This window comes from Streptomyces sp. NPDC001156 (assembly GCF_053598275.1).
In genome coordinates this window covers 48,199-71,820 of record NZ_JBSFJX010000003.1, presented here as the reverse complement: position 1 = coordinate 71,820, position 23,622 = coordinate 48,199, and the positions used below count along the sequence as shown (strand labels likewise).

Genomic DNA, 23,622 nt, shown 5'->3' with positions numbered 1-23,622 from the left:
ATGAGCGAGACGGACGACAAGAGCGGGCCCGTCATAGCGATGCGCGGGGTACGGGCCGAGCTGGGCGCCCGGCCCGTCCTGCGCGGCATCGACCTCACCCTGCGCCGCGGTGAGGTCGTCGCCCTGCTCGGCGCGAACGGCTCCGGCAAGTCGACCGCGATCCGCAGCGTCATCGGCCAGGTGCCGGCCAGCGGCGGCGAGATCGAGCTGTTCGGCGTCCCGCGCGGCCGCTTCCGCGACTGGGCGCGCGTCGGCTACGTACCGCAGCGCACCACCGCTGCGGGCGGTGTCCCGGCGACGGTCACCGAGATCGTCTCCTCGGGCCGGCTGTCCCGCACCCGCTTCGGCGTCTTCCGCAAGGCCGACCACGCGGCCGTACGCAGAGCGCTGGAGATGGTCGGGATGGCCGACCGCGCCAAGGACTCCGTGAACGCCCTCTCCGGCGGCCAGCACCAGCGGGTGCTGATCGCCCGCGCCCTGGTCGCCGAGCCCGAGTTGCTGATCATGGACGAGCCGATGGCGGGCGTCGACCTGGCCAGCCAGGAGATCCTCGCCCGGACGCTCCGGGAGCAGGTGGCGGCCGGTACGACCGTCCTGCTGGTCCTGCACGAGCTGGGCCCGCTGGAGCCCCTGATCGACAGGGCGGTCGTTCTGCGCGACGGCTGCGTCCTGCACGACGGACCGCCCCCGCACGCGGTCGGCCAGCATGCGCTGCCCGGCCACGACCACGTCCACCCGCACGCACCGGCGGGCACCGAATCGATCCGTACGGGACTGCTGAGCTGATGGAACTCCTCGACTACGAATTCATGCAGCGCGCGTTGCTCGCCGCCGTGCTGGTCGGCATCACCGCCCCCGCCATCGGCATCTACCTGGTGCAGCGCCGCCAGCCCCTCATGGGCGACGGCATCGGCCACGTGGCAATGACGGGCGTCGGTCTCGGCTTCCTGTTGCACAGCTCCCCCGTGTGGATGGCGACGGCCGTCTCCGTGCTCGGCGCGGTCCTCATGGAACTGATCCGCTGGTACGGCAAGACGCGCGGCGACATCGCGCTCGCCATGCTCTTCTACGGCGGCATGGCGGGCGGCGTGATGTTCGTCAACATCGCACCGGGCGGCTCCAACGCCAACCTCAGCTCGTACCTGTTCGGCTCCCTGTCGACGGTGTCGCCGTCGGACGTGACGGCCATCTCGATCCTCGCCGGGTTCGTGATCGTGGTGACCCTGGGGCTGCGCCGTCAGTTGTTCGCGGTCAGCCAGGACGAGGAGTTCGCCCGGGTCACGGGCCTGTCGGTCCGCGCGCTGAACCTGCTCACGGCGGTCACGGCCGCGGTCACCGTGACGGTCGCGATGCGGGTCGTCGGCCTGATCCTGGTGTCCGCGCTCATGGTGGTGCCGGTGGCCGCCGCGCAGCAGCTCACCCGGAGCTTCGCGACGACCTTCGTGATCGCGGTGGTGATCGGGGTCACGGTGACCATCAGCGGCACGGTGACGTCGTACTACCAGGACGTACCGCCCGGTGCCACGATCGTATTGCTGACCATCGGCGTGTTCGTCGTGCTGACCGCCCTGGCCACCCCGCTGGCGCGCCGACGCGCCCGCGCCGTCGCCGCCGCGCAGGCCCCCGGGGACCCGCTCGAGTGCGCGATTCCGGCCACCCGGGGGGCGACCGACGAGGTCGGAGTCTGACCATGCCCCGTCCGGGCTGGCACAATGGCCCGGCAGGGCGCAGACGTGAGCCGGGAGAGAGACGACGAGGCGCGCCGGTGTCGACAGCGCGATCACGCGGCGGCCCGAAGGGCTGAGCACGGTCGCGGTCCCGGCACCGGCTCGAGGCGCCCCGTAGGCGAGCGAGCCATCAAGAAGGAGGCAACGGTGACGACCGCCGGCCAGCCCGTGAAGGGACGATCCACCCGCCAGCGTGCCGCCGTCGCGGCGGCGCTCGACGAGGTCGACGAGTTCCGCAGCGCGCAGGAGCTCCACGACATGCTCAAGCACAAGGGCGACTCGGTGGGCCTGACGACGGTCTACCGCACGCTGCAGTCCCTCGCCGACGCGGGCGAGGTCGACGTCCTGCGCACGTCCGACGGCGAGTCCGTCTACCGCCGTTGCTCGACGGGCGAACACCACCACCACCTAGTCTGCCGCATCTGCGGCAAGGCCGTCGAGGTCGAGGGCCCCGCGGTGGAGAAGTGGGCCGAGGCGATCGCCGCGGAGCACGGCTACGTCAACGTCGCCCACACGGTGGAGATCTTCGGCACGTGCGCGGAGTGCGCGGCGGCCGCCGAGGGCTGAACGGGGCTCAGGCGCGCGGCAGCTTGCCGTCCAGCAGGACGCGCAGCCGCTCCACGTCCTCGGGGGTACGCGCACCTCGCTTGACGAGCACCACCGTAAAGGTTCCGGCACGGTCGGGGCTGCGCAGCAGGAAGCAGCGGTCCGACTCGGCATAGCTGCCGTAGTTGGCCCACGCCATGCGTGAGTCGATGTGGGCGCTGACCAACCGCACGCCCTCCTCGCCGACGGTCACCCGCATCACACCGTGGTGCTGGTTCGCCCGCAGCAGCCGGCGTGCCGTCATACGAGGCACCCGGAACATCAGCACCGGCCACAGGATGAACATCACCCCGAACGCGACACCGGTGCTGTCATCTCCGCGCAGACCGGCCGTCAACGCCACCACTCCCAGCAGCACGATGCAGAGGAGGGAGACGGGGCGGTACAGCAGGCTCAGCCCGCCTCGTTTGCGCATCATCAGCCGGACGGCTTCCGTCATGTCCTCGAGCCGGAGTTCGCACTCCAGCTCGATGTCGGTCCCGCGCTGCCCCACGGTCTGCTCGGTCACGGCCCCTCCCCAGGTCGTACGGTGACGAGCCGTGATCGTAGGGCACGGTCCTGCGGGGGCAACGGGCGGGCTACTCCTGCTCGCCCTGCATGGCCAGCAGTTCCTCGTTCGGGATGGCACCGCCGAAGCGGCGGTCCCGGGAGGCGAACTCCAGGCACGCCCGCCACAGGTCACGGCGGTCGAAGTCCGGCCAGAGCACGTCCTGGAAGACCATCTCGGCGTAGGCGCTCTGCCAGATCAGGTAGTTGGAGGTGCGCTGCTCGCCGCTCGGCCGCAGGAACAGGTCCACGTCCGGCATGTCCGGGTAGTAGAGGTACTTCGCGAGGGTCTTCTCCGTGACCTTCGCGGGGTCGAGCCTGCCCGCCTTCACGTCCTCGGCCAGCGCCTGTGCCGCGTCGGCGATCTCGGCCCGGCCGCCGTAGTTCATGCAGAAGTACAGCGTCAGCCGGTCGTTGCCCTTCGTCTGCTCCTGGGCGATCTGGAGCTCCTTGGCCACCGACTTCCACAGCCTGGGCATACGGCCCACCCAGCGCACCCGGACCCCGAGTTCGTCGAGCTGGTCGCGGGTCTTGCGGATGAAGTCGCGGTTGAAGTTCATCAGGAAGCGCACCTCGTCGGGCGAGCGCTTCCAGTTCTCGGTGGAGAAGGCGTACAGGGAGATGTTCCCCACACCCATCTCGATCGCGCCCTGCAGCACGTCCAGCACGCGCTCGGCGCCGACCTTGTGCCCCTCGGTGCGCGGCAGCCCCCGCTCCTTGGCCCACCGGCCGTTGCCGTCCATCACGATCGCCACGTGCTGCGGCACCAGCTCGCCCGGAATCTTCGGCGGGCGGGCCCCGGACGGGTGCGGCTCCGGGGTCGTGTACTCGCGGCGCTGGCGCCCCAGGAACCCGCGTACGGCCATGTGCTTCTCGTCTCCCTCGATCTCAGGTCGCTCTACTGTTCCACGTACCGGAGCGAGCGCAGCCCGCGCTCCAGGTGCCAGTGCAGATAAGCCGACACCAGCCCGCTGCCCTCCCGGACGTACCGCGGCTCGCACGCGTCCGCGGTCTCCCAGTCTCCCGTCAGCAGCGCGCCGAGCAGTTCGAGGGCCCCTGGCGAGGGTACGACGCTGCCGGGCACCCGGCAGTCACCGCAGACCGATCCACCGGAGGCCAGGGAGAAGAACCGGTTCGGCCCGGGCATGCCGCACTTGGCGCAGTCGCCGAAACTGGGCGCGTAGCCGTTGACGGCGAGGGAGCGCAGCAGGAAGGCGTCGAGGACGAGGTTCGGCGCGTGCTCTCCGCGGGCCAGCGTCCGCAGGCCCCCGACGAGCAGCAGATACTGCTGGACCGCCGGTTCCCCCTCGTGATCGGTGAACCGCTCGGCGGTCTCCAGCATGGCGGTACCGGCGGTGTAGCGGGCGTAGTCCGTCACGATCCCGCCCCCGTACGGGGCGATGGTCTCGCTCTGCGTGCACAGCGGCAGTCCGCGCCCCACCAGCTCGCTCCCGCGCGCGAAGAACTGCACGTCCACATGCGAGAAGGGTTCCAGCCGGGCCCCGAACTTCGACTTGGTCCGGCGCACGCCGCGGGCCACGGCGCGCACGCGTCCGTGACCCCGCGTGAGCAGCGTGATGATCCGGTCCGCCTCACCCAGCTTCTGGGTGCGCAGCACGATGCCGTCGTCGCGGAACAGACTCATGGGAGTCATTCTCGCCTACGACGGGCGCGCCCCGGGCCGTATGGTCCGCTTTCCGGTCGGGGGGCCCGTCCGTCAGGGCACCTCGCCACGACTGCGCGCGTTGGCGTACGCGGTCGCCGCCCTGAGGCGCTCCGCCGGGGTCGCGAGGCGTACGGCCTCCGGCTCCACGTCCCATTCCTTGCCCCCGCCGTAGGGTCTCAGCTGTACATACGGCCCCTCGTGCCCCATGACCACGCCCACCCTCCCGGTACGGATGTCGACGGCGTACGAACCGACGGGTGGCGGTTGCATCACAGCCCCGTGGCACGCTGCGCACGGAGGGCCGCCGCGAGCGGGGCGGCGACGCCGACGGGACAGCCGCCCGATGCCACGGGCGTGCGGTGGGTCTCGCGCGCGAGACCCACCGGATCGAGCCGGAGCGACGGCGACGTGATTCGGGTGTCCGCGAGCACAGCCCGCAATTCCTTCACTGGTTCCTCCGCCTCTTCGACGCATCGCGCCGAGTCTCGTCCCCCGAGTGATACGTGTACTGCAGCCACCGTGCTCCCCTTCCTTGTCGACTTTTACTCTTCGCATCTCCATAGTGACGCTCTGCATCTACACTCGACAGGTGTCTGGGCCCTACAAGTGCGAGGCAGGAGAGGGATGTTGGGCCGGCCGACGGTGCGCACCCGGCGCGCGGGGAGCACTGCGGCGCGGGGCTGAGCCCGGCCACGGGTGCGGTGTCCGCTAGCGGCGGTCCGGGACCGCTTCCTGAAGTTCCGCATCGAGGTCCGGATCGAGGTCCGAGGGGCCCCGACGCGCCGCGTCGCGGCGCAGCAGGGCCAGGTGCGCCCCCGTGAGCGCCATCATGAGGCCGATGTTGACCAGCGCCGCCACATGCATCCCGTCGGTGAACGCCGTCCTGGCGACCGCGAGGAGTTCACCGCCGAGCCGCTCGGGCAGCCGGCCGGCGGCCTCGGTGGCACCGCCCAGGGTCGCCCGGGCGGCCCCGGCCGGATCGAGTTCCGCGCCGTCCGGAAAGGAGCCGAGGTTCAGCTTGGCGCGGTACACGGCGGCGGCGACGGACCCGGCGACGGCCACGCCCAGCGCCTCGCCCAGGTTCGCGCCGGTCTCCCCGATGCCCGAGGCGTTGCCGGCCCGTTCGGGCGGGGCGCTGCTGATGATCACGTCGTTGGTGAGAGCGAGCGCCGCCTGCACCCCGAAGGAGGTCACGGCGAAACCGGCGACGGCGAGGGCCGGCCCGGACGTCGTACCCGCCCGGGTGAGCAGCACCAGCCCTGGCACGGACAGCAGGAAGCCACCCGCCATGACCCATCCGGGTCCGATGCGGGCCGCCACCAGGGGTGCCAGCAGCGCGCTCACCACGCCCGCGAGCACCGCGGGCAGTGTCCACAGCCCGGTCGCCAGCGGAGACAGGCCCAGCACCAGCTGGAAGTACTGCAGAAGCAGGAACTGGATCCCGGTCACCGCGAAGAGTCCGAGGGTCAGCCCGCCCAGCGACACCCCGAACGCCGGGCGGGAGAAGAGCCGGAGGTCGAGCATGGGATCGGCGAGCCGCAACTGCCTGCGCACGAAGACGACACCGAGGCAGAGGCCCACGGCGACGCTGAGCAACGGCAGGGTGCGCAGACCCTGCTGGGCGATCTCCTTGAAGCCGTAGACCACCGGCAGCACCGTCGCGATGGACAGCATGACGCTGACCGGGTCCAGTCGGCCGGCCTGCGGATCGCGGTACTCGGGCAGCAGCAGCGGCCCGGCGATCAGCAGGACGACACCTACCGGCACACCGAGCAGGAAGACCGAGCCGTACCAGAAGTGCTCCAGGAACAGCCCGCCGATCAGCGGGCCGACCATTCCGCCGATGCTGAAGTTCGTCATCCACACCGCGACCGCCACCCGGCGCTGCCCCGGGTCGCGGAACATGTTGCTGATCAGGGAGAGGGTCGACGGCATCAAAGTCGCCCCGGCCACCCCCAGCAGGGCGCGCGAGGCGATGAGCGTCCCCACACTGGGCGCGCAGGCGGCGAGCACCGAGGCCGCGGCGAAGGCGGCGGCACCGATCAGGAGGAGCCTGCGGCGCCCGATCCGGTCACCGAGCGTCCCCATCGTCGCGAGGAAACCGGCGACCATGAAGCCGTAGATGTCGACGACCCACAGCAGTTCCGTACTGCTCGGGTGCAGACGCTCGCTGATGCTCGGCGCGGCCAGGTGCAGCACGGTCATGTCGAGGCCGATGAGCATGGTCGGCAGCGCCAGGACCGCGAGCCCGATCCACTCCCGTCGCCCGGCCCGGGTCGCGGTCACCACGGTCAGCCGGCCGCACCGGAGGGCACCAGGGCGTCCCGGAAGACGTCGAGCAGGCGGCCCACCGCATGCGTGACCGGCCGGGTCAGCGCCTCGTCGGGCGTGAGCCACAGGGCCGAGGTGCCCTCCGGCCCGAGTTCCACCGCGCGGTCCGCGTCCACCGCCCCGGCCGTGCGGTACACATGCCACAGATGGGCGTCGGCACCACGCCGGCAGCCGTCACCGGGCACCGCGATCGTGGCCAGCTGCTCCAGCGGCTCGCCGGCGATGCCGGTCTCCTCGGACAGCTCGCGTGCCGCCGCCTCGTCGGGGTGCTCATGGCACTCGACGTGCCCAGCGGGGATCGTCAGACCGAAGGGGAACGCCGTACGGTCGAACAGCAGGACGCGGCCGTGGACGTCCCGGACGAACACGCCCGCCGTCTCGTGCCAGTACTCGCCCTCGTCGTCCGTCCACCACCGGACTGCCGGGTCCAGCACGAGCGCCCGGTCGGCGACATGCCCGCAGGCGCCGCACACGCAGTGCCGTCGGCCGTCCGCCGTGGTGCGCCACCGCACCGCTTCACGGCGGCACCGCAGACAGTAGTGGTGCACGGCGCCGTCACTCAGCGCGTGCGCTGGAAGGAAGTCCAGTTTCATGCCTCGCTCCCGGAACTCCCGGGGACACTCGCGTTCTTCGACCGCGCGTCACGGATGTCGCGGCCGTGCCGGACGGCACGGCCGCGCGCGGCGGACCACCCCAGGTGCCCGCCACGCGAAGCCGGATGTGCAGGGCCCGGCGGACCGTCAGTCGTCCAGCCCGAACCGGGAGAACAGTTCCTTGTCGCCCGTGACGTACGAGGTGTCGGTGATCGCCGTCTGGTCGGACGGGCCGCGGCTGCACATGCACATGTGCCGGCCGGTGGACACCACACGTGCCGCACGCGCGCCACCCGAGGACATGATCTCCTCGGCGATGTCCTTCACCAGGTGCTCCTGGATCTGGAACCTGCGGCTGAACGCCTGCACCAGCCGGGGGAACTTGCCCAGGCCGAGGATCCGGTCGCCGGGCACGTAGGAAACCGCCACCTTGCCGTAGAAAGGCAGGAAGTGGTGCGCGCAGATCGAGTAGTAGTTGATGTCGTGCACGCGGACCACACCTGCGTGTTCACCCTGGACCTCGACCGTCGTCTTGAGGATCGTCGAGGTGTCGATCTCATAGCCGCTCAGTAGCTGGCGGTAGGCGCGGACGATACGGGGCTCGCATTCGGGTTCCCGGTACCAGTCGAGGGCGCGTTTGTCGGTCGTGACGTTTTCTTCGAGCCACTCGGCGATGCTGCTCACGAACACACCTCCAGATGGACGGATTTGCGCGTTTGCTGCTGTCGTTTCAGCTGTGCCTGTGGCTAGTTCCGCACAAGTGGCCATCCGGGGAACGGCCGTTCCCGTACTGGAGCTCGGTACTCGCGTCGCTCGCCGGGACTCCCCGGGATCCGTCTCACCGGACCGTATACGAGCGCACATGTGCCTTGAACAGCAACTTCGCGCTGACGGTGTCATGCTGCCCGCGGCCAGCATGGTGCGCAACTCATCACAGATGTCCGGGTGACCCCTCACCCTCTCGGTCTTTACCGCTTCCCAAAATGGTTAATTCGCTGTAAAGCTTTGCAAAGAGAGCACGTCGAGAACGGGAGAAGGACGCGGTGTCGGCCGCGGTGTGCGCTCAGCCGGACGCCGCGGTCGGTTCGGGCTCCGGGTCCGGACCGGTCGGCTCCGTGGCCTCCCAGAGCACGTTGAAGCGATTGATCCGCTCGGACACGTGCTCCCGGGTCATCTTCAGCGTCGTCTTGGCGGGCATGACCTCGACGTCCGGCTCGGTCTCGTAGGAGAGTTCGCCGTCGAAAACGATGAAGTCGTTGAGCGGGGTCACCTGCGCGGGCGGTGGCAGCAGGGAACGGACCGCGATACGGGCGTCGATGCCGAACTCCCGGTGCCGCTCGCACAGGCGCTCGAGGCTCGGGGTGCGGTCCTCGGGCTTGCTGACGAGGAACAGCCGCCGCACCACCACGCCGCGCTGGCTGATCGCCCTCTCCTGGGCCTTCAGGTACCGGTTCGCCGGCTCGCTGAACCAGAAGTCGCGGTCCACCGAGGTGCTGGTGGCGTACACCGTCTCCTTGGCGCAGGTGGTGAGGTCGATCAGCCAGTCGTGGTTCTCACCCGGGCAGTCGGCGCTGCCGTTGCTGAGGCTCTCCATGAGTGAGGCGAGCCGGCCGATCTCCTCCTGGGCGAAGGTCTTGACGAGCTCCGATCCGTGCTCGCCGACCTGCGTGTACTTACGGGCCAGCCGGGTCACCCCGTCGGAGCGCAGCACTGAACGGTCCACCTGGCTGAACAGCTCGGTCGCGTCGTTGATCTTGGCGAAGCTCTCGTCGACTGCCCGGCGCATCTGCTCGTGATGGCTGGTCAGGCTGTCCCGCATCTCGCGGATGCGCCGCTTCTGGCTCTCCTCCATCGACTCCAGGCGTTGCTCGAACTCCACGAGGTACTGGATGATCAGTGCCGAGCCGCCGAGGACGACGGACACGGTCAGCTGCCACACCTGGTTCTTGTCCTGATCGAGGACGTTGGTCAGCACATAGGTGGCTGCGGCGACCACGACCGTGAGCAGCGTCTTACGGAGCAGCTTGGGTATGCGCTGCTCCTCCCGCTGCGGCACGGCCCTCACGTCCCCTGTCGATGCTCCGCTCATTTCGGCCTCCCCCGTCGGGTGTCTGATTCGTGCCGCCGCTCAGCGCGTGCTCAGTGCCTCGTGCAGCAGCGGAATGGCCTGGACGGCCAGTTGATCCCGGATGCGCTGGACCAGGGTCTGCCATTGGCGAGTGAACCCCGGCTCCCGTTCCAGCACGTCCCACAGGTGGCCCAGCGCCGGGTCCACGTGTGCGCGCGGCATCCACAGATGCAGCAGGTGATCGACGGCCGGGCGCAGGGCGAGGACGGCCGAGGGGCCGTCCGCGGCGCCGAGCCTGCTGTTGTCGAGCATGTGCACGACGGTGGTCAGCAGCCAGTCGTGCAGCGCGAGGTCCTCGCACAGGCCCGCCGCCGCGGCGGGCGGGGTGCCCTCAGGCAGCCGCAGCTCGACGGTCCGCAGCCCGTCCTCGGCCAGGGTGAAACGCTCCAGCGCCGGCCCCTCACCGGCCGGAGCACGGCGCGCGGCCCACCGCAGATGGGTGCGCCGCGACTTGAAGGGTGCCTTGTGGTCGAGCAGCGGGTGGCGCAGTAACTGGGCGAGCAGGCCCTCGGCGATCATCCCGAGGTCCAGTTCGCCGCGTGCGGCGCCGCCCAGGACGCCTGCCGCGGTGGCCTGCTCGGGAAGCTTCCCGAAGGGCTCGATGATCCCGGGCCGCACCAGGTAGTGGCCCCAGGGGCGGCGCGAGTCGGGGCCGCCGGCCGGGGCGCCGAAGTACGCGGTGGCCTGCAGCACGCGGCCCTCGGTGAGCGCGGCGCGGGCGGCCACCGTGCCGACGGCGCGCACCTTTGCGCCGTTGGAGGTGGGCAGCCGGCAGTCCACACCGGTCAGGACCTGCGGCGAGAGCGCGTAGAGGTTGGGCCGCTCGGAGACGCGGACGTGTTCGTCGGCACGCAGTCTGAGCAGCTGGGCGGCGGCCCGGCCGTCCAGCGCCTGGAAGGACGGCAGCAGACCCGTGCGCGTCTCACCGCAGGCGAGCACCGGACCCACCGAGTGCCCGGGGGCTGCCATCTCAGCTCTCCCCGTAGGAGAGGGTGGAGGCGGGCTCCTCGTAGAAGACGTACGTGGCGCGCTGGGCCACCGCGGCCGGAACCGCGACCCCTTCGCGGGCGGAGCGCTCGGCGACCTGCCGCAGGGCTGCCGAGTCGACGTCGATCTGGTCGAGGACGAGCCGTACGGCGTCCTCCACGGCGAGAAAGCGGTTGGGCATCAGGGTGCAGGTGCGGTACGCGCTGAAGGGCGCCGCCGAGGCGTTGAGCCGGAGCAGCGGCGGCAGCCGGTCCCAGTCGTAGGGGAAGTCGCCGCCGTCCCAGGGGCGCGGGGTCAGCACGGGCTCGCCGAGGTGGCGCAGCAGGCCGAGACGGGCCAGCTGCCAGACGGCGGCGAGGAACGGGCAGGACCACAGGCGCTGTCCGTCCTTCTCCGACCAAAGCTCGACGTCCATGAACACGGAGTGGTTGCGCGCCGCGGTCTCCTGGGGCGGCTGCCAGCCGGTGATCTCGCCCATGGCGCTGCGCGAGGAGGGGGTGCGCTGTCCGTTGGCGAGCCAGCCGGTCTGGCTGACGGACGGGCGGGAGCCGTAGCTGCCGGGCGGCGGCGACTCCACGAGGCGGTGCATCACGGCCTCGGCGAGCTCGATCTTGTCGGCTACGGCGCAGCCCGACTCACGCGCCAGGTAGTCGATGACCAGCCCGGCCCGTTCGGCCTCCGCCAGCACCACGGGGACGAGTTCGGCGGGGGTGGAGAAACGGGTGAAGTAGTCGTCGATGAGGAAGCACGTGCTGATGCGTGGCCGCTTGCCTCCGGCGCGGCGTGCGGCGGAGGCGCGGGCGGCGTCCACCCAGATCCGCACCTCGGCGAAGTGCTCACGCAGCCGCTCGGGGCCGGCCTCGAAGTCCTCCATATAGAGGTGGCCGAGCTCCAGCGAGAGATGGGACAGCGGTAAGGACTGGGTGCGGGGCTGTGCGGTGGTCTCCTGGAACACGGCTTCCGTCACGCCTGCTCCCAGTACTTGTCGTCGGTCAGCCGGCCGGCCAGTTCGCTCAGCGCCTCCCAGGTCTCCCGGTTGGCGATCTGGCTGTCGAGCACGTCCTCGTCGGTGATGAGCTGCTCTCGCCACTGCAGGACGGGCTCCAGGGGCACGGAGCCGAGGACCTGGGTGTATCCGATTCCGAGGGTGGAGGACATCTGTTTGAGGTCGCGGTCACACTCCCGCATCCAGGCCGACTGGGTGGCCGAGACCTGCGACCACAGCGACGACTCGGGGTCGGGTACGGCGGCCCGCACGAAGCGGATGACGCTGCGCAGCGCGTCCTCGTCGTGGCCGCGGGCCACACCTCCGGCGACGATGCCGCGTTTGCCGAAGACCAGGCTCGCCGCGGCCGCCACGTGCTGACGGGTCCAGCGGTGGAAGACCAGCCAGCGGAACTCGACGCCCCGCATCTCCCGCTGCGAGGTGGCCTCCAGGACCATGTCGACGGCGTAGCTGCGGCCGGCGCTGAGGTCGACGACGATCAGGTCGAACTCGCTGTTGAGCCGGAGCATCAGATCGACGCAGCGGCGCAGGTTGTCCTCGCCGGTCGCGAACTCGCCGCCGCTGAGGTCGCCGGGCATCAGTACCAGACGGCCGGAGCCGGGCGGCCGGTTGCGCAGCACCCGGTGCTCGGTGTCCGCCCACACGTCGATACGGAGCGGCTCGCCCACCGCGCCGCTCAGATACGAGTGCAGGCCGCGGTCCTCGGCGGCCTGCCGCGCGTCCGGGACGTCGAAGACGGCCGCCGCCGTGGGCGAGCCGAAGTCGAAGTCGAGGTAGCACACGTCGTCGCCGGCCAGCGCCCGGTGGTAGGCGAGGTTGGCGCTGGTGACGGAGCGGCCCGTGCCTCCCTTGTCGGAGGCCGCGAAGACGAGCACGGCTACACCCCCTGGCCCGCGGCCTCGCGGGCCCGGGCGAGGGCGTCGAGCTGCCCGAGCACGTCGAGCGTCAGCGCGCAGGCGGTTCCGGGCTGTTCGTCCACGAGCGTGCGGGCACGGCGCAACTTGACCTCGATGCTCCTGAGTTCCATGCCGCGGTTGCCCTCGGAGGCGGGCGCGGGCTCCATCTGTTCATTGCCGAGGAGGTGGCTGGACTCGCTGAGCAACGCCCTGGCCAGTTGGGTCAGTTCGGTGCTGCGGATCGGCGGCTGCCGGTACATCTGGTGGACCTGGACCATCACCTCGGTGACGCGCTCGGTGACGTTCCAGGACACCGGTCCTTCCGAGACCGGCGATTCGGGGTAGGCGGCGTGGACGTTGTCCCACAGGCCGACGCCCTCGCCGTCGCGAATGCGGCGCATCCACACATGGCCGAAGATGTCCTCGGCGAGTCTGAGCAGCCGGTCGTGCGAGCTCAGGTTGCGGGAGAGCGTGCACAGCTGGATAGTGCGCTTGAGCAGCTGTGCGGAGAAGTCGGTCATGGTCCACTGCATCTGCGGCCCGATGCGTTCGCTGCCCTGCAACGGCAGGGTGACGCCGGGGTTGTGCAGCTGGACCATGGGGTCGTCGCGCATCATGCGGCTGGTGATGCGGCCCCGCTCGGCGAGGCGTTCCATCACGTTGACGGTGCGGGTCAGGTCGTCGTCGGTGGCCCGGCGCCGCATCAGGTCGTGGACGAGGATGGCGGCGACGGAGAGGGAGAAGTACTCGGACTCCAGCTTCTGGCCGGTGGTGCGCCAGGGGATGTCCTCCAGGGGCCAGCGGTCGGTGTCGAAGCGCGCGATGCCCGACCAGAACTGCTGGGTGATCTCCCAGCGCAGTCGTAACGCCTCGGCGAGCTTCTGCTGCTCGGAGTTGAGCAGGCCGAGGGTGAGGGTGCGGTCGGAGAACAGGTCCTGGATACCGTCGAGTGCGACCACGGTGAAGTACAGGTAGGGCACCGGGTTGGCGACGCCCACGGGCTGGGGCCCGATCTCCTCGTCGGTCTCCACTTCGGGGGCGTCCTTGACGATGCTCCAGCCCCAGCCGCACTCGAAGAGCTGGCTCTCGTCCTTGAGGCCCTCCTCGAGGTCGACACCGAGGACGAAACTCTCGACGATGGCCGCGCGCAGCGGCCGGAAGCGGCGCTGGAACTTCTGCAGGACGTGCCGCTGTGACAGCCGTCCCTGGCCGAGGAGTTCGCAGAGGGTGCGGCCCTGGGAGGAGTCGGTGTCGAAGACGTTGACGGTGAAGGAGCGCAGCAGGCTCACCATGGCGGCGGTGAGCCGGTTACTGGTGGCGGCCCGCAGTTCCTGGATCGTCTCGTGGACGTCGCTGCGGCGGGTCTTGGACTCGTACACCTTGAGGAAGCCGAGCGTGGCCAGGCAGAGGGTGATCGACATCGAGTAGGAGTCGACCACCCCGAGCGCGCGCTGTTCCTCGGTGAGGTCCCGGTCCTCGTCCATGGAGAGGAAGTAGTGGCCACCGGCGAACGTGGGCCTCTTGTCGTCGCCGATGTGCGTGCGCATGAACTGGTTGGCGGCCGTGACGAGGTTGGCCGGGATCTCCAGCCGTCCGCCGGCCTTCCTCAGGACCTTCTGGACGTCGTCCTGCGTGGTGTCCGGGTCGTCCAGCCGGAAGGCCGGGATCTCCGTGGCCGGATACAGGAGGCACAGCAGGTGCTCGGCGTCGGCGACACTGCTCTCCCCACCCCACTTGCCCCAGGTCCACTCGCCCCCGTCGAACGAGTTGCGGGCGACCGCCTGCCAGATGTCCAGCAGATGCTGGCGTGGCTTGATCTGCATCCCATGCCCCTCACACAGGCCGCACTGCCATCAATTGAAGATGAGCCCTCTTCTGTTGTGAAGATTCGGAAGATTCGGTCCTCAACCGGCCGGAATATCGGAGTCCGAATTCCGTCGGCCGTAGGCGACGATCATTCCCGAATAACCTTCGCGTACGGCGGCCGAGGCCTTGAGGCGGGTGGTCTTGAACTCGCCCGCAAAAGGCTCGAGGCTCTCGTACACCTCAGACTCTCCCACGTCGCAGGCGGGGAAGAAATGCTCGCCCGCATGATAACCCTTCGAATGTTCCATGAACGCGGCGGCGAAGGGCGCGCCGGGGGCCAGGGCGCGCAGGAAGCACTCGACGCCCCTGGTGAACTCCTCGTGCGAGGTGGTCATCGACTCCGCGACGAAGAACATGGTCCCCATGGACCAGCGGCCCTGGTGCCGTACGAGGTCGAAGAGGTCGCCCGACTCGACCCGGACGGCCTTGCGGAACTTGGCCCGCGGGTCCATGTCGAGGGCGGCGTAGCCGTCGTTCTTGCACAGGACGCGCCAGAACTGGTCCCAGTTGGCGTCGTAGGACTCGGTCTGGCCGCGCAGGTAGCGGACATTGGCGGAGGAGCGTTCGAGGAGGGTGATCTCGTCACACCAGGGCAGCATGGTCAGTGCGGGGTAGAGGTTCGCGCCGGCCCCCACGTCGATACCGGAAACCGGTCCGCCAGCATGCTCTCTGAAATGATCGCCGAAATGATCGCGTACGATATGAAGGATCTCCGCGTCCTCCGCCTGTAAGTCACGGTAATTGTGATCAACGTAGGCGATCGGATCGAATGCGGCCCAGGACACATCCGCATTCAACTGCGCGTCCCCCGGCGATCTGAAGGTCATCGCCCCACGGTACCAATGTCCAAGGCCCGCTGGATCCCCCTCGCCTCGATGTCGCAGGAACAATTACCTCCGGCGGGGCGCATCGGGGGCGCACCGGGGCGAATGCACTTTTGGACCTGATCCCGCCTTGAACGGCCAGATCGTTGCCGCTCAAGATGGTCGTAACTCTGTCGAACACACCCGAACGGCGGACGGCGCACGTCCCACCCGTACCACCCGTGCGGGTGGCACGGACCCTTGACTCCATCTCGCAGGGGGCGGCATGACCGCGTTTCCAGAGGAACGTTTCCCTTCGCCCGGCGGCCGTATCGGGCCGTCCCTCTTCCGTGAACGGGCGTTCGTGGACCGGCCCCTGACGATGAGGGGGGTGACCGAGGACGACCTGCCCGAACTCATCCGCGTCGACCACGAGGCCTTCCCGGACGACCCCTACCCCCAGTTCGTCCTGCGCCAGTTGTTCGATCTGCACGGCGACTGCCTTCTCGTCCTCGACGACGGACGGAGCCTGCACGGCTACGTCCTGTACGTGACCACGCGGGACGGATACCGGAGCTGGGTCGTCAGCCTCGGCGTCACGCGCGACCAGCGGGGGCGGGGGCTGGGCCGCCGGCTGATGCTGGAGGTGCTGCGCCGGCTGCGCGCCGACGGCGTCCGCGAGGTCCGGCTGACGGTGGAGCCGGCGAACGCCGCCGCCATCATGCTGTACCGGTCACTGGGCTTCTCGTCCGACGAAGGCGTCCGCAAGGACTACTTCGGCGCCGGGGAGGACCGCCTCATCATGACCCTCGGGCTGTGAGGCGCGCGGACCGCACCGGGAAGCCTAGAAGGCGCCCCCCGCGTACGGCCGGCCCCGCGCCGGGGCGCCCGTCATCGCCGCCTCGATCCCGCTGAAGTGGTCCGTCATCGCCCGCTCCGCGCCCTCCGCGTCCCGGGACCGCAGGGCCCTGACGATGTCGCGGTGGCGGCGGGCCGTCAGCTCGGGGGCGGGGCCGCCGGGCCACTCCCGGGCGAGGGCGACCCGCCGGAACACCGTCCAGAACGCGCCCAGTAACTGCGGCACGAACGCGTTGCCCAGCGTGCCGTACAGCAACTCGTGGAATTCCCGGTCGAGTTCGGGAAAGGGGCGGCCCTCGCGGCCGGCCGCCTCCATGCGGTCCACCACCGCCTCCAGCCGGTCCAGCTCCGGCTCGGACACCGTCGTCGCCACCCGGCGGATCAGCCCCCCTTCCAGCACCTCACGGACCTGGAGGATCTCGTTCAGGGCGTCCATCTCATCGTCGGGCCGGGTGAGCGCGCGGAAGGTGAGTCCGTCGACGAACGGAGTGAGCGACGCCTGCCCGACATACGTCCCGTAGCCGTGCCTGATCTCCACGATGTCGAGCGCCTGGAGCGCCTTGAGCGCCTCCCGCACGGAGTTGCGGCTGACCCCGAGATCGTCCATCAGTTCCGACTCGGTGGGCAGCGGATCGCCGGGCCGGAGTTTGCGATCGAGGACGAGTTGCATGACCTCACGCTGGATCCGGCCGCTTATGCGCCGCTCGGCCTCGTGCCTGTTTCCGGGCTCCTGAGCCATGCGCCGAATCGTACGCGCGCGTTCGCCCGGCGTCGTCTCCTCGGTATGGACATATTGCCAACTACCTACATTTCACGACGCCATTGGTCGCACCTTTGGCGGTTACGCCATTCGGGTAACGTCCCTTGACCACCCCGGCGCCCCCTCCTAGGGTCGCGCTGCCGATGGAGACGTAGGACGTCGTATCTCCCCGTCCTCGAGTCCCCTGCCGAAGACTCCACCCAGATCATGTTTGCTGGAGGAACCGTGCGCGACGCCACCCGCGACGTACCGGCGCCGGCCCGCCGGGCGTTCCTGAGGTACTCCGGCGCGCTGGGCGTGGCAGCCCTCTCCTCCTCGCCGGCCGCCTGCTCCTGGGGCCCGGAGTCCACCAACGACATCGGCGGCCACCACACGCTGACGGCGGTCATCGGGTACGGGAACGACGGCAGCTGGGATCCGACACAGACCGCCTCGGCCTTCAGCATGGCCGCCAACAACCACATCTACGAGGGGCTGCTCGACACCGATCCGATCTCCCGCAAGCCCTACGCGGCGCTCGCCACCGAGGTGCCGAAGGACCTGGACGGTACGTCCTGGACGTTCACGCTGCGGTCCGGTGCGACCTTCCACGACGGCCATCCGGTCACGGCCGACGACGTCCTGTTCGTCTTCGACCGGATCCTCGACCCGAGGACACCGACTCTCGTCACGGGCTTCTTCGCGAGCTGGCTGAAGGAAGTGCGCAAGATCGACGCGCGGAACGTCGAGTTGGTGCTCAAATTCCCCTTTCGCGACGGACTTTCCCGGCTGACGCTGGCGAAGATCATGCCGAGGCACGTCTTCTCCCGGCCGGGCGGCTGGGACGACGCCGTCAGAGGCACGGCGATCGGCTCGGGACCGTACCGGCAGAGCGCGCACCACCCCAAGTCGAACACGGTCCTCGAGGCGTACACCCGCTACAACGGGCCGCGCCCGCCCGCCTTCAAGAAGATGAACTGGCTGTCGATCGTCGACGCCGCGCCACGTGTCGCCAGGATCTCCGGTTCCGGCGCGGGGGCGCAGGTCGCGGACAACATCCCGTACGCCGACATCGGGCATCTGAGGCGGGACGGGCTGACGGTCGCAGGCGGCGCCGGGATGAACAACCTGTTCCTGATGTTCAACACCGGGCACCGGCCCTTCGACGACGTCCGGGTCCGGCAGGCGCTGCACTACGCCATCGACAGCGAGAAGATGGTCAAGGTCGCGCTCAGGGGCCACGGCAGGCCGTCGACCTCCTTCCTCGACGAGGCCAACCCTGCTCACCGGCGGGCCCGGACGGTCTACGGCCACGATCCCGGCAAGGCCAGACGGCTCCTGAAGGAGGCCGGAGTCAGGGGGCTGCGGATCGAGCTCCTGGCGGCGAACGTGAGCTGGGTCGTCGACTGTCTGCCAACTATCAAGTCGTCCTGGGACGCGATCGGTGTGCGGACGGCGCTCTCGCCGCAGGAGACGACGGCCGTCTTCACCAAGCTCGACCAGAAGCAGGACTACCAGGTCGTCGCCGCCGCCTCGAACCCCAACCAGTTCGGCGTCGACGCCGATCTGATCATGCGTTACAACTACGCCCCGCAGAACCTGTGGATGCGCTATGCCCGCTGGGCGGACCATCCCGTGGCCGAGAGGCTCTTCGCGGACATGGACCGGGCGACCCGGGAGCCCGACCCGGACAGGAAGCGGACGATGATCCAGGACTGCATCGATGTCGTCGCCGAGCAGGCCGTGCTCTACCCCGTGGTCCACAACGAGCTGATGACGGCGTGGAACCCCGCACGACTCACCGGCGTGAGGGCGCAGCCCTACCCAGGGATCAACCTACTCCAGGCCAAGTGGGCCTAGCGACAGGGGGCACAGTCCGTGGGCGCCATCGCCAGGATTCTGACCCGCCGGGTCCTCCTGCTCGTGCCGCTGATGCTCGGCATCGTGCTGTTCGTGTTCCTGTTGATGCGGTTCTCGGACACCGACCCGGCCTCCGCGTTCTTCCAGGGCACCAATCCGACACCACGGCAACTGCACGACTTCCGGGAGCGCAACGGGCTGCTGGACCCACTGCCGGTGCGCTACGTCCACTTCGTCGGCGCGCTGCTCCACGGCGACATGGGCACCAGCGTGCTGACCCGGGCGCCGGTGGTCGAGCAGGTCACCACCGCGCTGCCGCTCACGCTCCAGCTCACCTTCCTGGGGCTCGGGATCGCCGTGGTGCTGGCGCTGCTCGGCGGGGTGACCGCCGCGATCTACCGGGACCGGCCGCCGGACCAGATCATCCGGGTGGTGTCCCTGATCGGGGTCGCAGCTCCCGGTTTCTGGCTGGCCCTGCTGATGATCCAGTATCTGGCCGTGGACCGGGGCTGGTTCCCGACCGGCGGCTACATCAATCCGGCCGACTCCTTCACCGGCTGGCTGCGGACGATGGCCCTGCCCGCGCTCGCGCTGTCGCTACCGGTGGCGGCGCAGCTGACCCGGATCGTGCGCACGTCCGTGGTGGAGGAGCTGGACAAGGACTACGTGCGCACGGCGATCGGCAGCGGGCTGCCGCCCCGGGTGGTGGTCGGGCGGAACGTGCTGCGGAACGCGCTCGTCAACCCGCTGACCGTGCTGGGCCTGCGGGTCGGCTATCTACTCGGGGGCGCGGTCGTCATCGAGACGATCTACTCCCTGCCCGGGATGGGCAAGTTGATGATCGACGCCGTCAAGAACGGCGACCCGGCGGTCGTCCAGGGCGTCGTGCTGACGACCGCGGCCGGTTTCGTGGTCGTCAATCTAGTCATCGACATCCTGTATCTGCTGGTCAACCCGCGACTGAGGGATACGGCCCGGTGATCGCCACACGCAAGAGCCTCACCGAGGCCCTGTCCCGCCCCGGGCTCCGGCTGCGCGGCCGGCGCCGGCTGCCGGCGCTGCCGAAGGCCGCGCTCTGCTTCCTGGCCCTCGTCGGGCTGGTGGCGCTGCTCGCACCCCTCATCGCCCCGCACGACCCCCTGGACCAGCAGGACCCGGTCGACGGTACCGGGCACCCGTCGGCCGCGCACTGGATGGGCCAGGACAGCCTCGGCCGGGACATCCTCAGTCGGCTGATGTACGGCGCCCGCTGGTCCCTCGCCATCGGACTCGGGGCGACCGCCCTGGCACTGGTCGCCGGGGCCCTGCTCGGGGCGGTCGCGGCGACCTCCCGCAAGGCGGTGGACGAGACGCTGATGCGCGGTCTGGACATCGTCATGGCGTTCCCGGGCATCGCCCTCGCGGCGGTCCTCATCTCCGTGTTCGGCGGCGGGATCACGGTGCTGATGTGCGCGATCGCGTTCCTGTTCACCCCGCCGGTCGCCAGGGTCGTACGGGCGAACGTCCTGGACCAGTACGGCGAGGACTATGTGACGGCGGAACGGGTCATCGGCGCCCGCACCCCTCATGTCGTCGTCCGGCATGTGGCCGTCAACTGTGCCGCGCCGGTCCTCGTGTTCTGTACGGTCCAGGTCGCCGAGGCCATCGTGTTCGAGGCGTCGCTGTCCTTCATCGGCGCGGGTGTGCGGCCCCCGGACCCGTCGTGGGGCGGTGTCATCGCGGACGGCAAGAACATGGTGCTGACCGGCGGCTGGTGGGCCACGGCCTTCCCGGGCCTGCTGATGCTGGTCACGGTCCTCTCGTTGAACGTCCTGGCCGAGGGCGTCCTGGACGCGTGGGCGGCTCCTGCGGCACGGGACGCGGAGGTGCGGGGGGACGGCGACCGGCTGGAGACGCCGGAGCCTGGCAGCGGCGAGGCGGTGCCGTTGCCCGGGCTCGCCGAGGCCGCGCGGCGACTGCGCTCCCGGGCCCGCCCGCTGCCCGGCGGGGAGCCGGTGCTCGCCGTGGAGGACCTCGCCATCAGCTTTCCCGGCCGGCACCACGGCGTTGACGTCGTCGACGGTGTGAGCTTCGAGGTGCGTCCCGGCGAGGTGCTCGGCCTGGTCGGCGAGTCGGGATGCGGCAAGTCCCTGACGGCGCTCGCGGTGATGGGCCTTGCGCCCCGGGGCGCCCGGGTGCGCGGACAGGTGCGTTTCCACGGGCGGCAGTTGGTGGGCACGCCGATGCGCGCCCGCCGCAGGCTGCTGGGCCATGAGATGGCGATGATCTACCAGGACGCCCTGTCGTCGCTGAACCCGGCCATGACGATCCGGGCCCAGCTCGGACAGGTCGTACGGCGCGGCGGACGGCGCAGCCCCGCCGAACTGCTGACGCTGGTCGGTCTCGACCCCGGGCGCACGCTACGCAGCTACCCGCACGAACTCTCCGGCGGGCAGCGCCAGCGCGTCCTGATCGCCATGGCGCTCTCCCGCGACCCGCGGCTGATCGTCGCCGACGAGCCGACCACCGCGCTCGATGTGACGGTGCAGGCCCAGGTCGTCCAGCTGCTGCTGGGGCTGCGGGAGGAACTGGGCTTCGCGCTGGTCCTGGTCTCGCACGACCTGGCGCTGGTCGCGGACGTCACGGATCGGGTGGTGGTGATGTACGGCGGACGGATCGTGGAGACCGGGGTGACCGCGGACCTGGTGGAGGCACCGGCCCACCACTACACGCGCGGACTGCTCGGCAGCGTGCTGTCGCTGGAGTCCGCGGCCGAGCGGATGACGCAGATCAAGGGGGTCGTGCCCGCCCCGGCGGACTTCCCGGCGGGCTGCCGCTTCGCGGACCGCTGCCCGTCCGCCGACGAGGTGTGCCGGGGGACGGCGCCCGCGTTGGCGGGGACATCCGCGCACCGGGCGGCCTGCCACCACCCGGCGGTCCGCCTGGGGACGGCGGAGGAGAGCGAGGCCGTCGGATGAACGCGATCGTGCGGCTCCGCGACGCCCATGTCGTCCACCGGGCGCGCAGCGGCGGGCTGTTCACGCGGGACCGGGTGTACGCGCTGACGGGCGCCGACTTCGCCATCGCGCCCGGCGAGACGGTCGGTGTGGTCGGCGAGTCGGGCTGCGGGAAATCGACGCTGGCCAAGGTGCTGGTCGGGGCCGAACGGCCGACGTCGGGCGCGGTGCTCTTCCACGGCCGCGACCTGTGGTCGATGCCGCCCGCCGAACGCCGGACCGCGGTCGGCGGCAGCACCGGCATGGTCTTCCAGGACCCGTCGACCGCTCTGAACCCCCGGCTGACCGTCCGGCGGATCCTGCGCGACCCGCTGGACGTGCACCACTGGGGAACCAGGGCCCGGCGCGAGGAACGGGTGAGGGAGCTGATGGCCCTCGTCGGTCTGCCCCGCACGCTCGCCGAGGGGCTTCCGGGGCGGCTCTCCGGGGGCCAGCGCCAGCGTGTCGCCATCGCCCGCGCCCTGGCGCTGGAGCCGGACCTGGTGGTCGCGGACGAACCCACGAGCGCACTGGACGTGTCGGTCCGCGCGCAGATCCTGAACCTCCTGCTGGATCTCAAGGAGAGCCTGGGCCTCGCCCTCGTCTTCGTCTCGCACGACATCCAGACGGTACGGCGGATGAGCGACCGGGTGATCACGATGTACCTCGGCCGGATCGTCGAGGAGGCCCCGGCCGACCGGGTGACCGGCCACGCACGGCACCCCTACACCCGCGCCCTGTTCTCCGCGACGCCCGGGCTGCTGGATCCGATCGATCCGATCCCGCTGGCCGGCCCGGTGCCGTCGGCGACCCGGTCGCCGAGCGGGTGCCCGTTCCGCACCCGCTGCTGGAAGGCGGACGAGGTATGTGCCGCGGCGATGCCGGAGTTCTCGGGCGCGTCGGCCGCCGGGCACCGCTTCCGCTGCCACCATCCTGTGGAGGAGGGCGAGCCGACCGGCGACCTCGTGCGCCAGGCGGCGGTGCCCTCCCCGGCCACCGCCGTGGCCGAGGCACTGCCGGACCGGAAACACGCGCGGGAGCCCTGATGTCCTTCCCCACCTCCAGTGAGCCGCACGGACGCGTCGGCGCCCCGAAGCCGCACGGCAGGAAGGCGGTGTCCGGTGTGGTCCCGCCCGTCTGCACCCCCCTGACACCGGAACGTGAGGTGGACGTCGCCTCGCTGACGAGTCTCGTGGACCATCTGCTGAGCGCCGGGGTGGATGCCCTGTTCGTGCTCGGGTCCTCGTCCGAGGCGGCGTACCTGACCGACCGCCAGCGGCGCCTGGTGGTGGAGACCGTGGTGTCCCATGTGGGGGGCCAGGTCCCGGTGCTGGCCGGCGCGATCGACATGACCACGCCCCGGGTGCTGGACCATGTGGCGGCGACGACCGGGGCGGGCGCGGATGCGGTGGTCGTGACCGCGCCCTTCTACACGCGGACGCATCCGGCGGAGATCGCCCGCCACTTCCGCCTGGTCGCCGACCGCTCCCCCGTCCCGGTCCTCGCCTACGACATCCCCGTCGCCGTCCACACCAAGCTGAGCCCGGAGCTGGTGCTGGAGCTGGCCGCCGACCGGGTCCTGGCCGGACTGAAGGACTCCAGCGGTGACCTGGCCGGCTTCCGCGCCGTCGTCAGTGGCGCCCGCACGTGGGCCGGCGGCACGGACTTCAGCGTGCTCACGGGGTCCGAGCTGGTCGTGGACTCGGCGCTGGCGCTGGGCGCGGACGGGGCGGTGCCCGGACTGGCCAACGTGGACCCCGAGGGCTACGTCCGGCTGGACCGGCTGTGCCGTGCGGGCGACTGGGACGCGGCCCGGGCCCAGCAGGACCGGCTGTGCGCGCTGTACGGCATGGTCGGGGTCGGGGACCCGCTTCGGATGGGCAACAGCTCCTCGGGCCTGGGGGCGTTCAAGGCGGCACTGCACCTGCGAGGGGTGATCGCCTGCCCGGCCACGGCGGAGCCCCAGGTGCCGCTGTCCCCGGAGGAGACGGAACGGGTGGGGAAGTTCCTGGCGGCAGCGGGGCTGCTGTAGCCG

24 protein-coding genes are annotated in these 23,622 nt (G+C 70.4%); 9 read left to right on the top strand and 15 right to left on the bottom strand.

The window, feature by feature from the left end; all coding sequences use genetic code 11:
- From ACWDA7_RS02615 to ACWDA7_RS02605, 3 genes are all read left to right on the top strand, one after another.
- Nucleotides 1–786 carry a metal ABC transporter ATP-binding protein gene (locus ACWDA7_RS02615; RefSeq protein ID WP_450602406.1) on the top strand — a complete coding sequence of 262 codons (786 nt, stop codon included), beginning with the start codon at nt 1–3 and terminating at the stop codon, nt 784–786.
- Nucleotides 786–1,688 (top strand): metal ABC transporter permease, encoded by a 903-nt coding sequence (locus ACWDA7_RS02610; RefSeq protein ID WP_450602405.1) that lies wholly within the window; start codon nt 786–788, stop codon nt 1,686–1,688. The genes ACWDA7_RS02615 and ACWDA7_RS02610 overlap by 1 nt, the downstream gene beginning before the upstream one ends.
- Before the next feature lie 186 nt (nt 1,689–1,874).
- Nucleotides 1,875–2,294 carry a Fur family transcriptional regulator gene (locus ACWDA7_RS02605; RefSeq protein WP_359407264.1) on the top strand — a complete coding sequence of 140 codons (420 nt, stop codon included), beginning with the start codon at nt 1,875–1,877 and terminating at the stop codon, nt 2,292–2,294.
- Between the two features lie 7 nt (nt 2,295–2,301).
- Here ACWDA7_RS02605 and ACWDA7_RS02600 read toward each other — a convergent pair whose 3' ends face one another.
- The 14 genes from ACWDA7_RS02600 to ACWDA7_RS02535 form a co-directional block, all read right to left on the bottom strand.
- On the bottom strand, nt 2,302–2,841 hold the full coding sequence (locus ACWDA7_RS02600; protein ID WP_450602404.1) for a YcxB family protein: 540 nt from the start codon (nt 2,839–2,841) through the stop codon (nt 2,302–2,304).
- A gap of 70 nt (nt 2,842–2,911) precedes the next feature.
- A complete protein-coding gene (locus ACWDA7_RS02595) occupies nt 2,912–3,745 on the bottom strand; it encodes an isoprenyl transferase (RefSeq protein WP_450602402.1) in 834 nt (277 codons plus the stop codon).
- Between the two features lie 32 nt (nt 3,746–3,777).
- Nucleotides 3,778–4,524, bottom strand: coding sequence for a DNA repair protein RecO (gene recO / locus ACWDA7_RS02590; protein WP_359407255.1), 747 nt, complete (start codon nt 4,522–4,524; stop codon nt 3,778–3,780).
- A gap of 72 nt (nt 4,525–4,596) precedes the next feature.
- Nucleotides 4,597–4,815, bottom strand: coding sequence for a hypothetical protein (locus ACWDA7_RS02585; RefSeq protein WP_359407252.1), 219 nt, complete (start codon nt 4,813–4,815; stop codon nt 4,597–4,599).
- A complete protein-coding gene (locus tag ACWDA7_RS02580) occupies nt 4,815–4,994 on the bottom strand; it encodes a hypothetical protein (RefSeq protein ID WP_450602401.1) in 180 nt (59 codons plus the stop codon). Before ACWDA7_RS02580 ends, ACWDA7_RS02585 begins: the two co-directional genes overlap by 1 nt.
- Nucleotides 4,995–5,253: 259 nt before the next feature.
- A complete protein-coding gene (locus ACWDA7_RS02575; protein WP_450602400.1) occupies nt 5,254–6,831 on the bottom strand; it encodes an MFS transporter in 1,578 nt (525 codons plus the stop codon).
- Between the two features lie 5 nt (nt 6,832–6,836).
- Nucleotides 6,837–7,469: an NUDIX hydrolase gene (locus ACWDA7_RS02570; protein WP_450602399.1), complete on the bottom strand. Its 633-nt coding sequence runs from the start codon at nt 7,467–7,469 to the stop codon at nt 6,837–6,839.
- 147 nt (nt 7,470–7,616) lie between these two features.
- Nucleotides 7,617–8,153 carry a GTP cyclohydrolase I gene (gene folE / locus ACWDA7_RS02565; RefSeq protein WP_359391148.1) on the bottom strand — a complete coding sequence of 179 codons (537 nt, stop codon included), beginning with the start codon at nt 8,151–8,153 and terminating at the stop codon, nt 7,617–7,619.
- Nucleotides 8,154–8,532: 379 nt separating this feature from the next.
- Nucleotides 8,533–9,558, bottom strand: a complete 1,026-nt coding sequence (locus ACWDA7_RS02560; protein WP_450602398.1) for a DUF6879 family protein — start codon at nt 9,556–9,558, stop codon at nt 8,533–8,535.
- A gap of 39 nt (nt 9,559–9,597) precedes the next feature.
- Complete coding sequence (locus tag ACWDA7_RS02555; protein WP_450602397.1) at nt 9,598–10,566, bottom strand: SCO2521 family protein; 969 nt, start codon at nt 10,564–10,566, stop codon at nt 9,598–9,600.
- A 1-nt stretch (nt 10,567) separates the two neighbouring features.
- Nucleotides 10,568–11,551: an SCO2522 family protein gene (locus ACWDA7_RS02550; protein ID WP_450602396.1), complete on the bottom strand. Its 984-nt coding sequence runs from the start codon at nt 11,549–11,551 to the stop codon at nt 10,568–10,570.
- A complete protein-coding gene (locus tag ACWDA7_RS02545) occupies nt 11,548–12,465 on the bottom strand; it encodes an SCO2523 family variant P-loop protein (protein ID WP_450602394.1) in 918 nt (305 codons plus the stop codon). Before ACWDA7_RS02545 ends, ACWDA7_RS02550 begins: the two co-directional genes overlap by 4 nt.
- Before the next feature lie 2 nt (nt 12,466–12,467).
- Nucleotides 12,468–14,309 (bottom strand): SCO2524 family protein, encoded by a 1,842-nt coding sequence (locus tag ACWDA7_RS02540; protein ID WP_450602393.1) that lies wholly within the window; start codon nt 14,307–14,309, stop codon nt 12,468–12,470.
- Nucleotides 14,310–14,390: 81 nt separating this feature from the next.
- A complete protein-coding gene (locus ACWDA7_RS02535; protein WP_450602392.1) occupies nt 14,391–15,179 on the bottom strand; it encodes an SCO2525 family SAM-dependent methyltransferase in 789 nt (262 codons plus the stop codon).
- A 262-nt stretch (nt 15,180–15,441) separates the two neighbouring features.
- Between ACWDA7_RS02535 and ACWDA7_RS02530 the strand changes: the two genes are divergently transcribed.
- Nucleotides 15,442–15,975, top strand: a complete 534-nt coding sequence (locus ACWDA7_RS02530) for a GNAT family N-acetyltransferase (RefSeq protein ID WP_450602390.1) — start codon at nt 15,442–15,444, stop codon at nt 15,973–15,975.
- Nucleotides 15,976–15,999: 24 nt separating this feature from the next.
- Here ACWDA7_RS02530 and ACWDA7_RS02525 read toward each other — a convergent pair whose 3' ends face one another.
- On the bottom strand, nt 16,000–16,752 hold the full coding sequence (locus tag ACWDA7_RS02525) for a FadR/GntR family transcriptional regulator (protein WP_450602389.1): 753 nt from the start codon (nt 16,750–16,752) through the stop codon (nt 16,000–16,002).
- Nucleotides 16,753–16,998: 246 nt separating this feature from the next.
- On the opposite strand from ACWDA7_RS02525, the gene ACWDA7_RS02520 reads away from it, so the two are divergent.
- The 5 genes from ACWDA7_RS02520 to ACWDA7_RS02500 are packed head-to-tail and all read left to right on the top strand — an operon-like array spanning nt 16,999 to nt 23,619.
- The gene (locus ACWDA7_RS02520) at nt 16,999–18,612 is read left to right on the top strand and encodes an ABC transporter substrate-binding protein (protein WP_450602388.1); all 1,614 of its coding nucleotides are present in this window, start codon (nt 16,999–17,001) and stop codon (nt 18,610–18,612) included.
- Between the two features lie 18 nt (nt 18,613–18,630).
- Nucleotides 18,631–19,593, top strand: coding sequence for an ABC transporter permease (locus ACWDA7_RS02515; RefSeq protein ID WP_450602387.1), 963 nt, complete (start codon nt 18,631–18,633; stop codon nt 19,591–19,593).
- The gene (locus ACWDA7_RS02510) at nt 19,590–21,569 is read left to right on the top strand and encodes a dipeptide/oligopeptide/nickel ABC transporter permease/ATP-binding protein (RefSeq protein WP_450602386.1); all 1,980 of its coding nucleotides are present in this window, start codon (nt 19,590–19,592) and stop codon (nt 21,567–21,569) included. Before ACWDA7_RS02515 ends, ACWDA7_RS02510 begins: the two co-directional genes overlap by 4 nt.
- Entirely contained in the window at nt 21,566–22,633 is a 1,068-nt protein-coding gene (locus ACWDA7_RS02505) for an oligopeptide/dipeptide ABC transporter ATP-binding protein (RefSeq protein ID WP_450602384.1), read from the top strand. Before ACWDA7_RS02510 ends, ACWDA7_RS02505 begins: the two co-directional genes overlap by 4 nt.
- Nucleotides 22,633–23,619 (top strand): dihydrodipicolinate synthase family protein, encoded by a 987-nt coding sequence (locus ACWDA7_RS02500; protein WP_450602383.1) that lies wholly within the window; start codon nt 22,633–22,635, stop codon nt 23,617–23,619. The genes ACWDA7_RS02505 and ACWDA7_RS02500 overlap by 1 nt, the downstream gene beginning before the upstream one ends.
- Nucleotides 23,620–23,622: the final 3 nt, after the last annotated feature.

Excerpts from the sequence above, each read along its gene's own strand:
- ACWDA7_RS02525 (WP_450602389.1), bottom strand. The coding sequence starts at position 16,752 with ATGGCTCAGGAGCCCGGAAACAGGCACGAGGCCGAGCGGCGCATAAGC.
- ACWDA7_RS02555 (WP_450602397.1), bottom strand. The coding sequence starts at position 10,566 with ATGGCAGCCCCCGGGCACTCGGTGGGTCCGGTGCTCGCCTGCGGTGAG.
- ACWDA7_RS02610 (WP_450602405.1), top strand. The coding sequence starts at position 786 with ATGGAACTCCTCGACTACGAATTCATGCAGCGCGCGTTGCTCGCCGCC.
- ACWDA7_RS02595 (WP_450602402.1), bottom strand. The coding sequence starts at position 3,745 with ATGGCCGTACGCGGGTTCCTGGGGCGCCAGCGCCGCGAGTACACGACC.
- ACWDA7_RS02540 (WP_450602393.1), bottom strand. The coding sequence starts at position 14,309 with ATGCAGATCAAGCCACGCCAGCATCTGCTGGACATCTGGCAGGCGGTC.
- ACWDA7_RS02570 (WP_450602399.1), bottom strand. The coding sequence starts at position 7,469 with ATGAAACTGGACTTCCTTCCAGCGCACGCGCTGAGTGACGGCGCCGTG.
- ACWDA7_RS02585 (WP_359407252.1), bottom strand. The coding sequence starts at position 4,815 with ATGCAACCGCCACCCGTCGGTTCGTACGCCGTCGACATCCGTACCGGG.
- recO (WP_359407255.1), bottom strand. The coding sequence starts at position 4,524 with ATGAGTCTGTTCCGCGACGACGGCATCGTGCTGCGCACCCAGAAGCTG.
- ACWDA7_RS02530 (WP_450602390.1), top strand. The coding sequence starts at position 15,442 with ATGACCGCGTTTCCAGAGGAACGTTTCCCTTCGCCCGGCGGCCGTATC.
- ACWDA7_RS02500 (WP_450602383.1), top strand. The coding sequence starts at position 22,633 with ATGTCCTTCCCCACCTCCAGTGAGCCGCACGGACGCGTCGGCGCCCCG.
- ACWDA7_RS02560 (WP_450602398.1), bottom strand. The coding sequence starts at position 9,558 with ATGAGCGGAGCATCGACAGGGGACGTGAGGGCCGTGCCGCAGCGGGAG.
- ACWDA7_RS02505 (WP_450602384.1), top strand. The coding sequence starts at position 21,566 with ATGAACGCGATCGTGCGGCTCCGCGACGCCCATGTCGTCCACCGGGCG.
- ACWDA7_RS02615 (WP_450602406.1), top strand. The coding sequence starts at position 1 with ATGAGCGAGACGGACGACAAGAGCGGGCCCGTCATAGCGATGCGCGGG.
- ACWDA7_RS02535 (WP_450602392.1), bottom strand. The coding sequence starts at position 15,179 with ATGACCTTCAGATCGCCGGGGGACGCGCAGTTGAATGCGGATGTGTCC.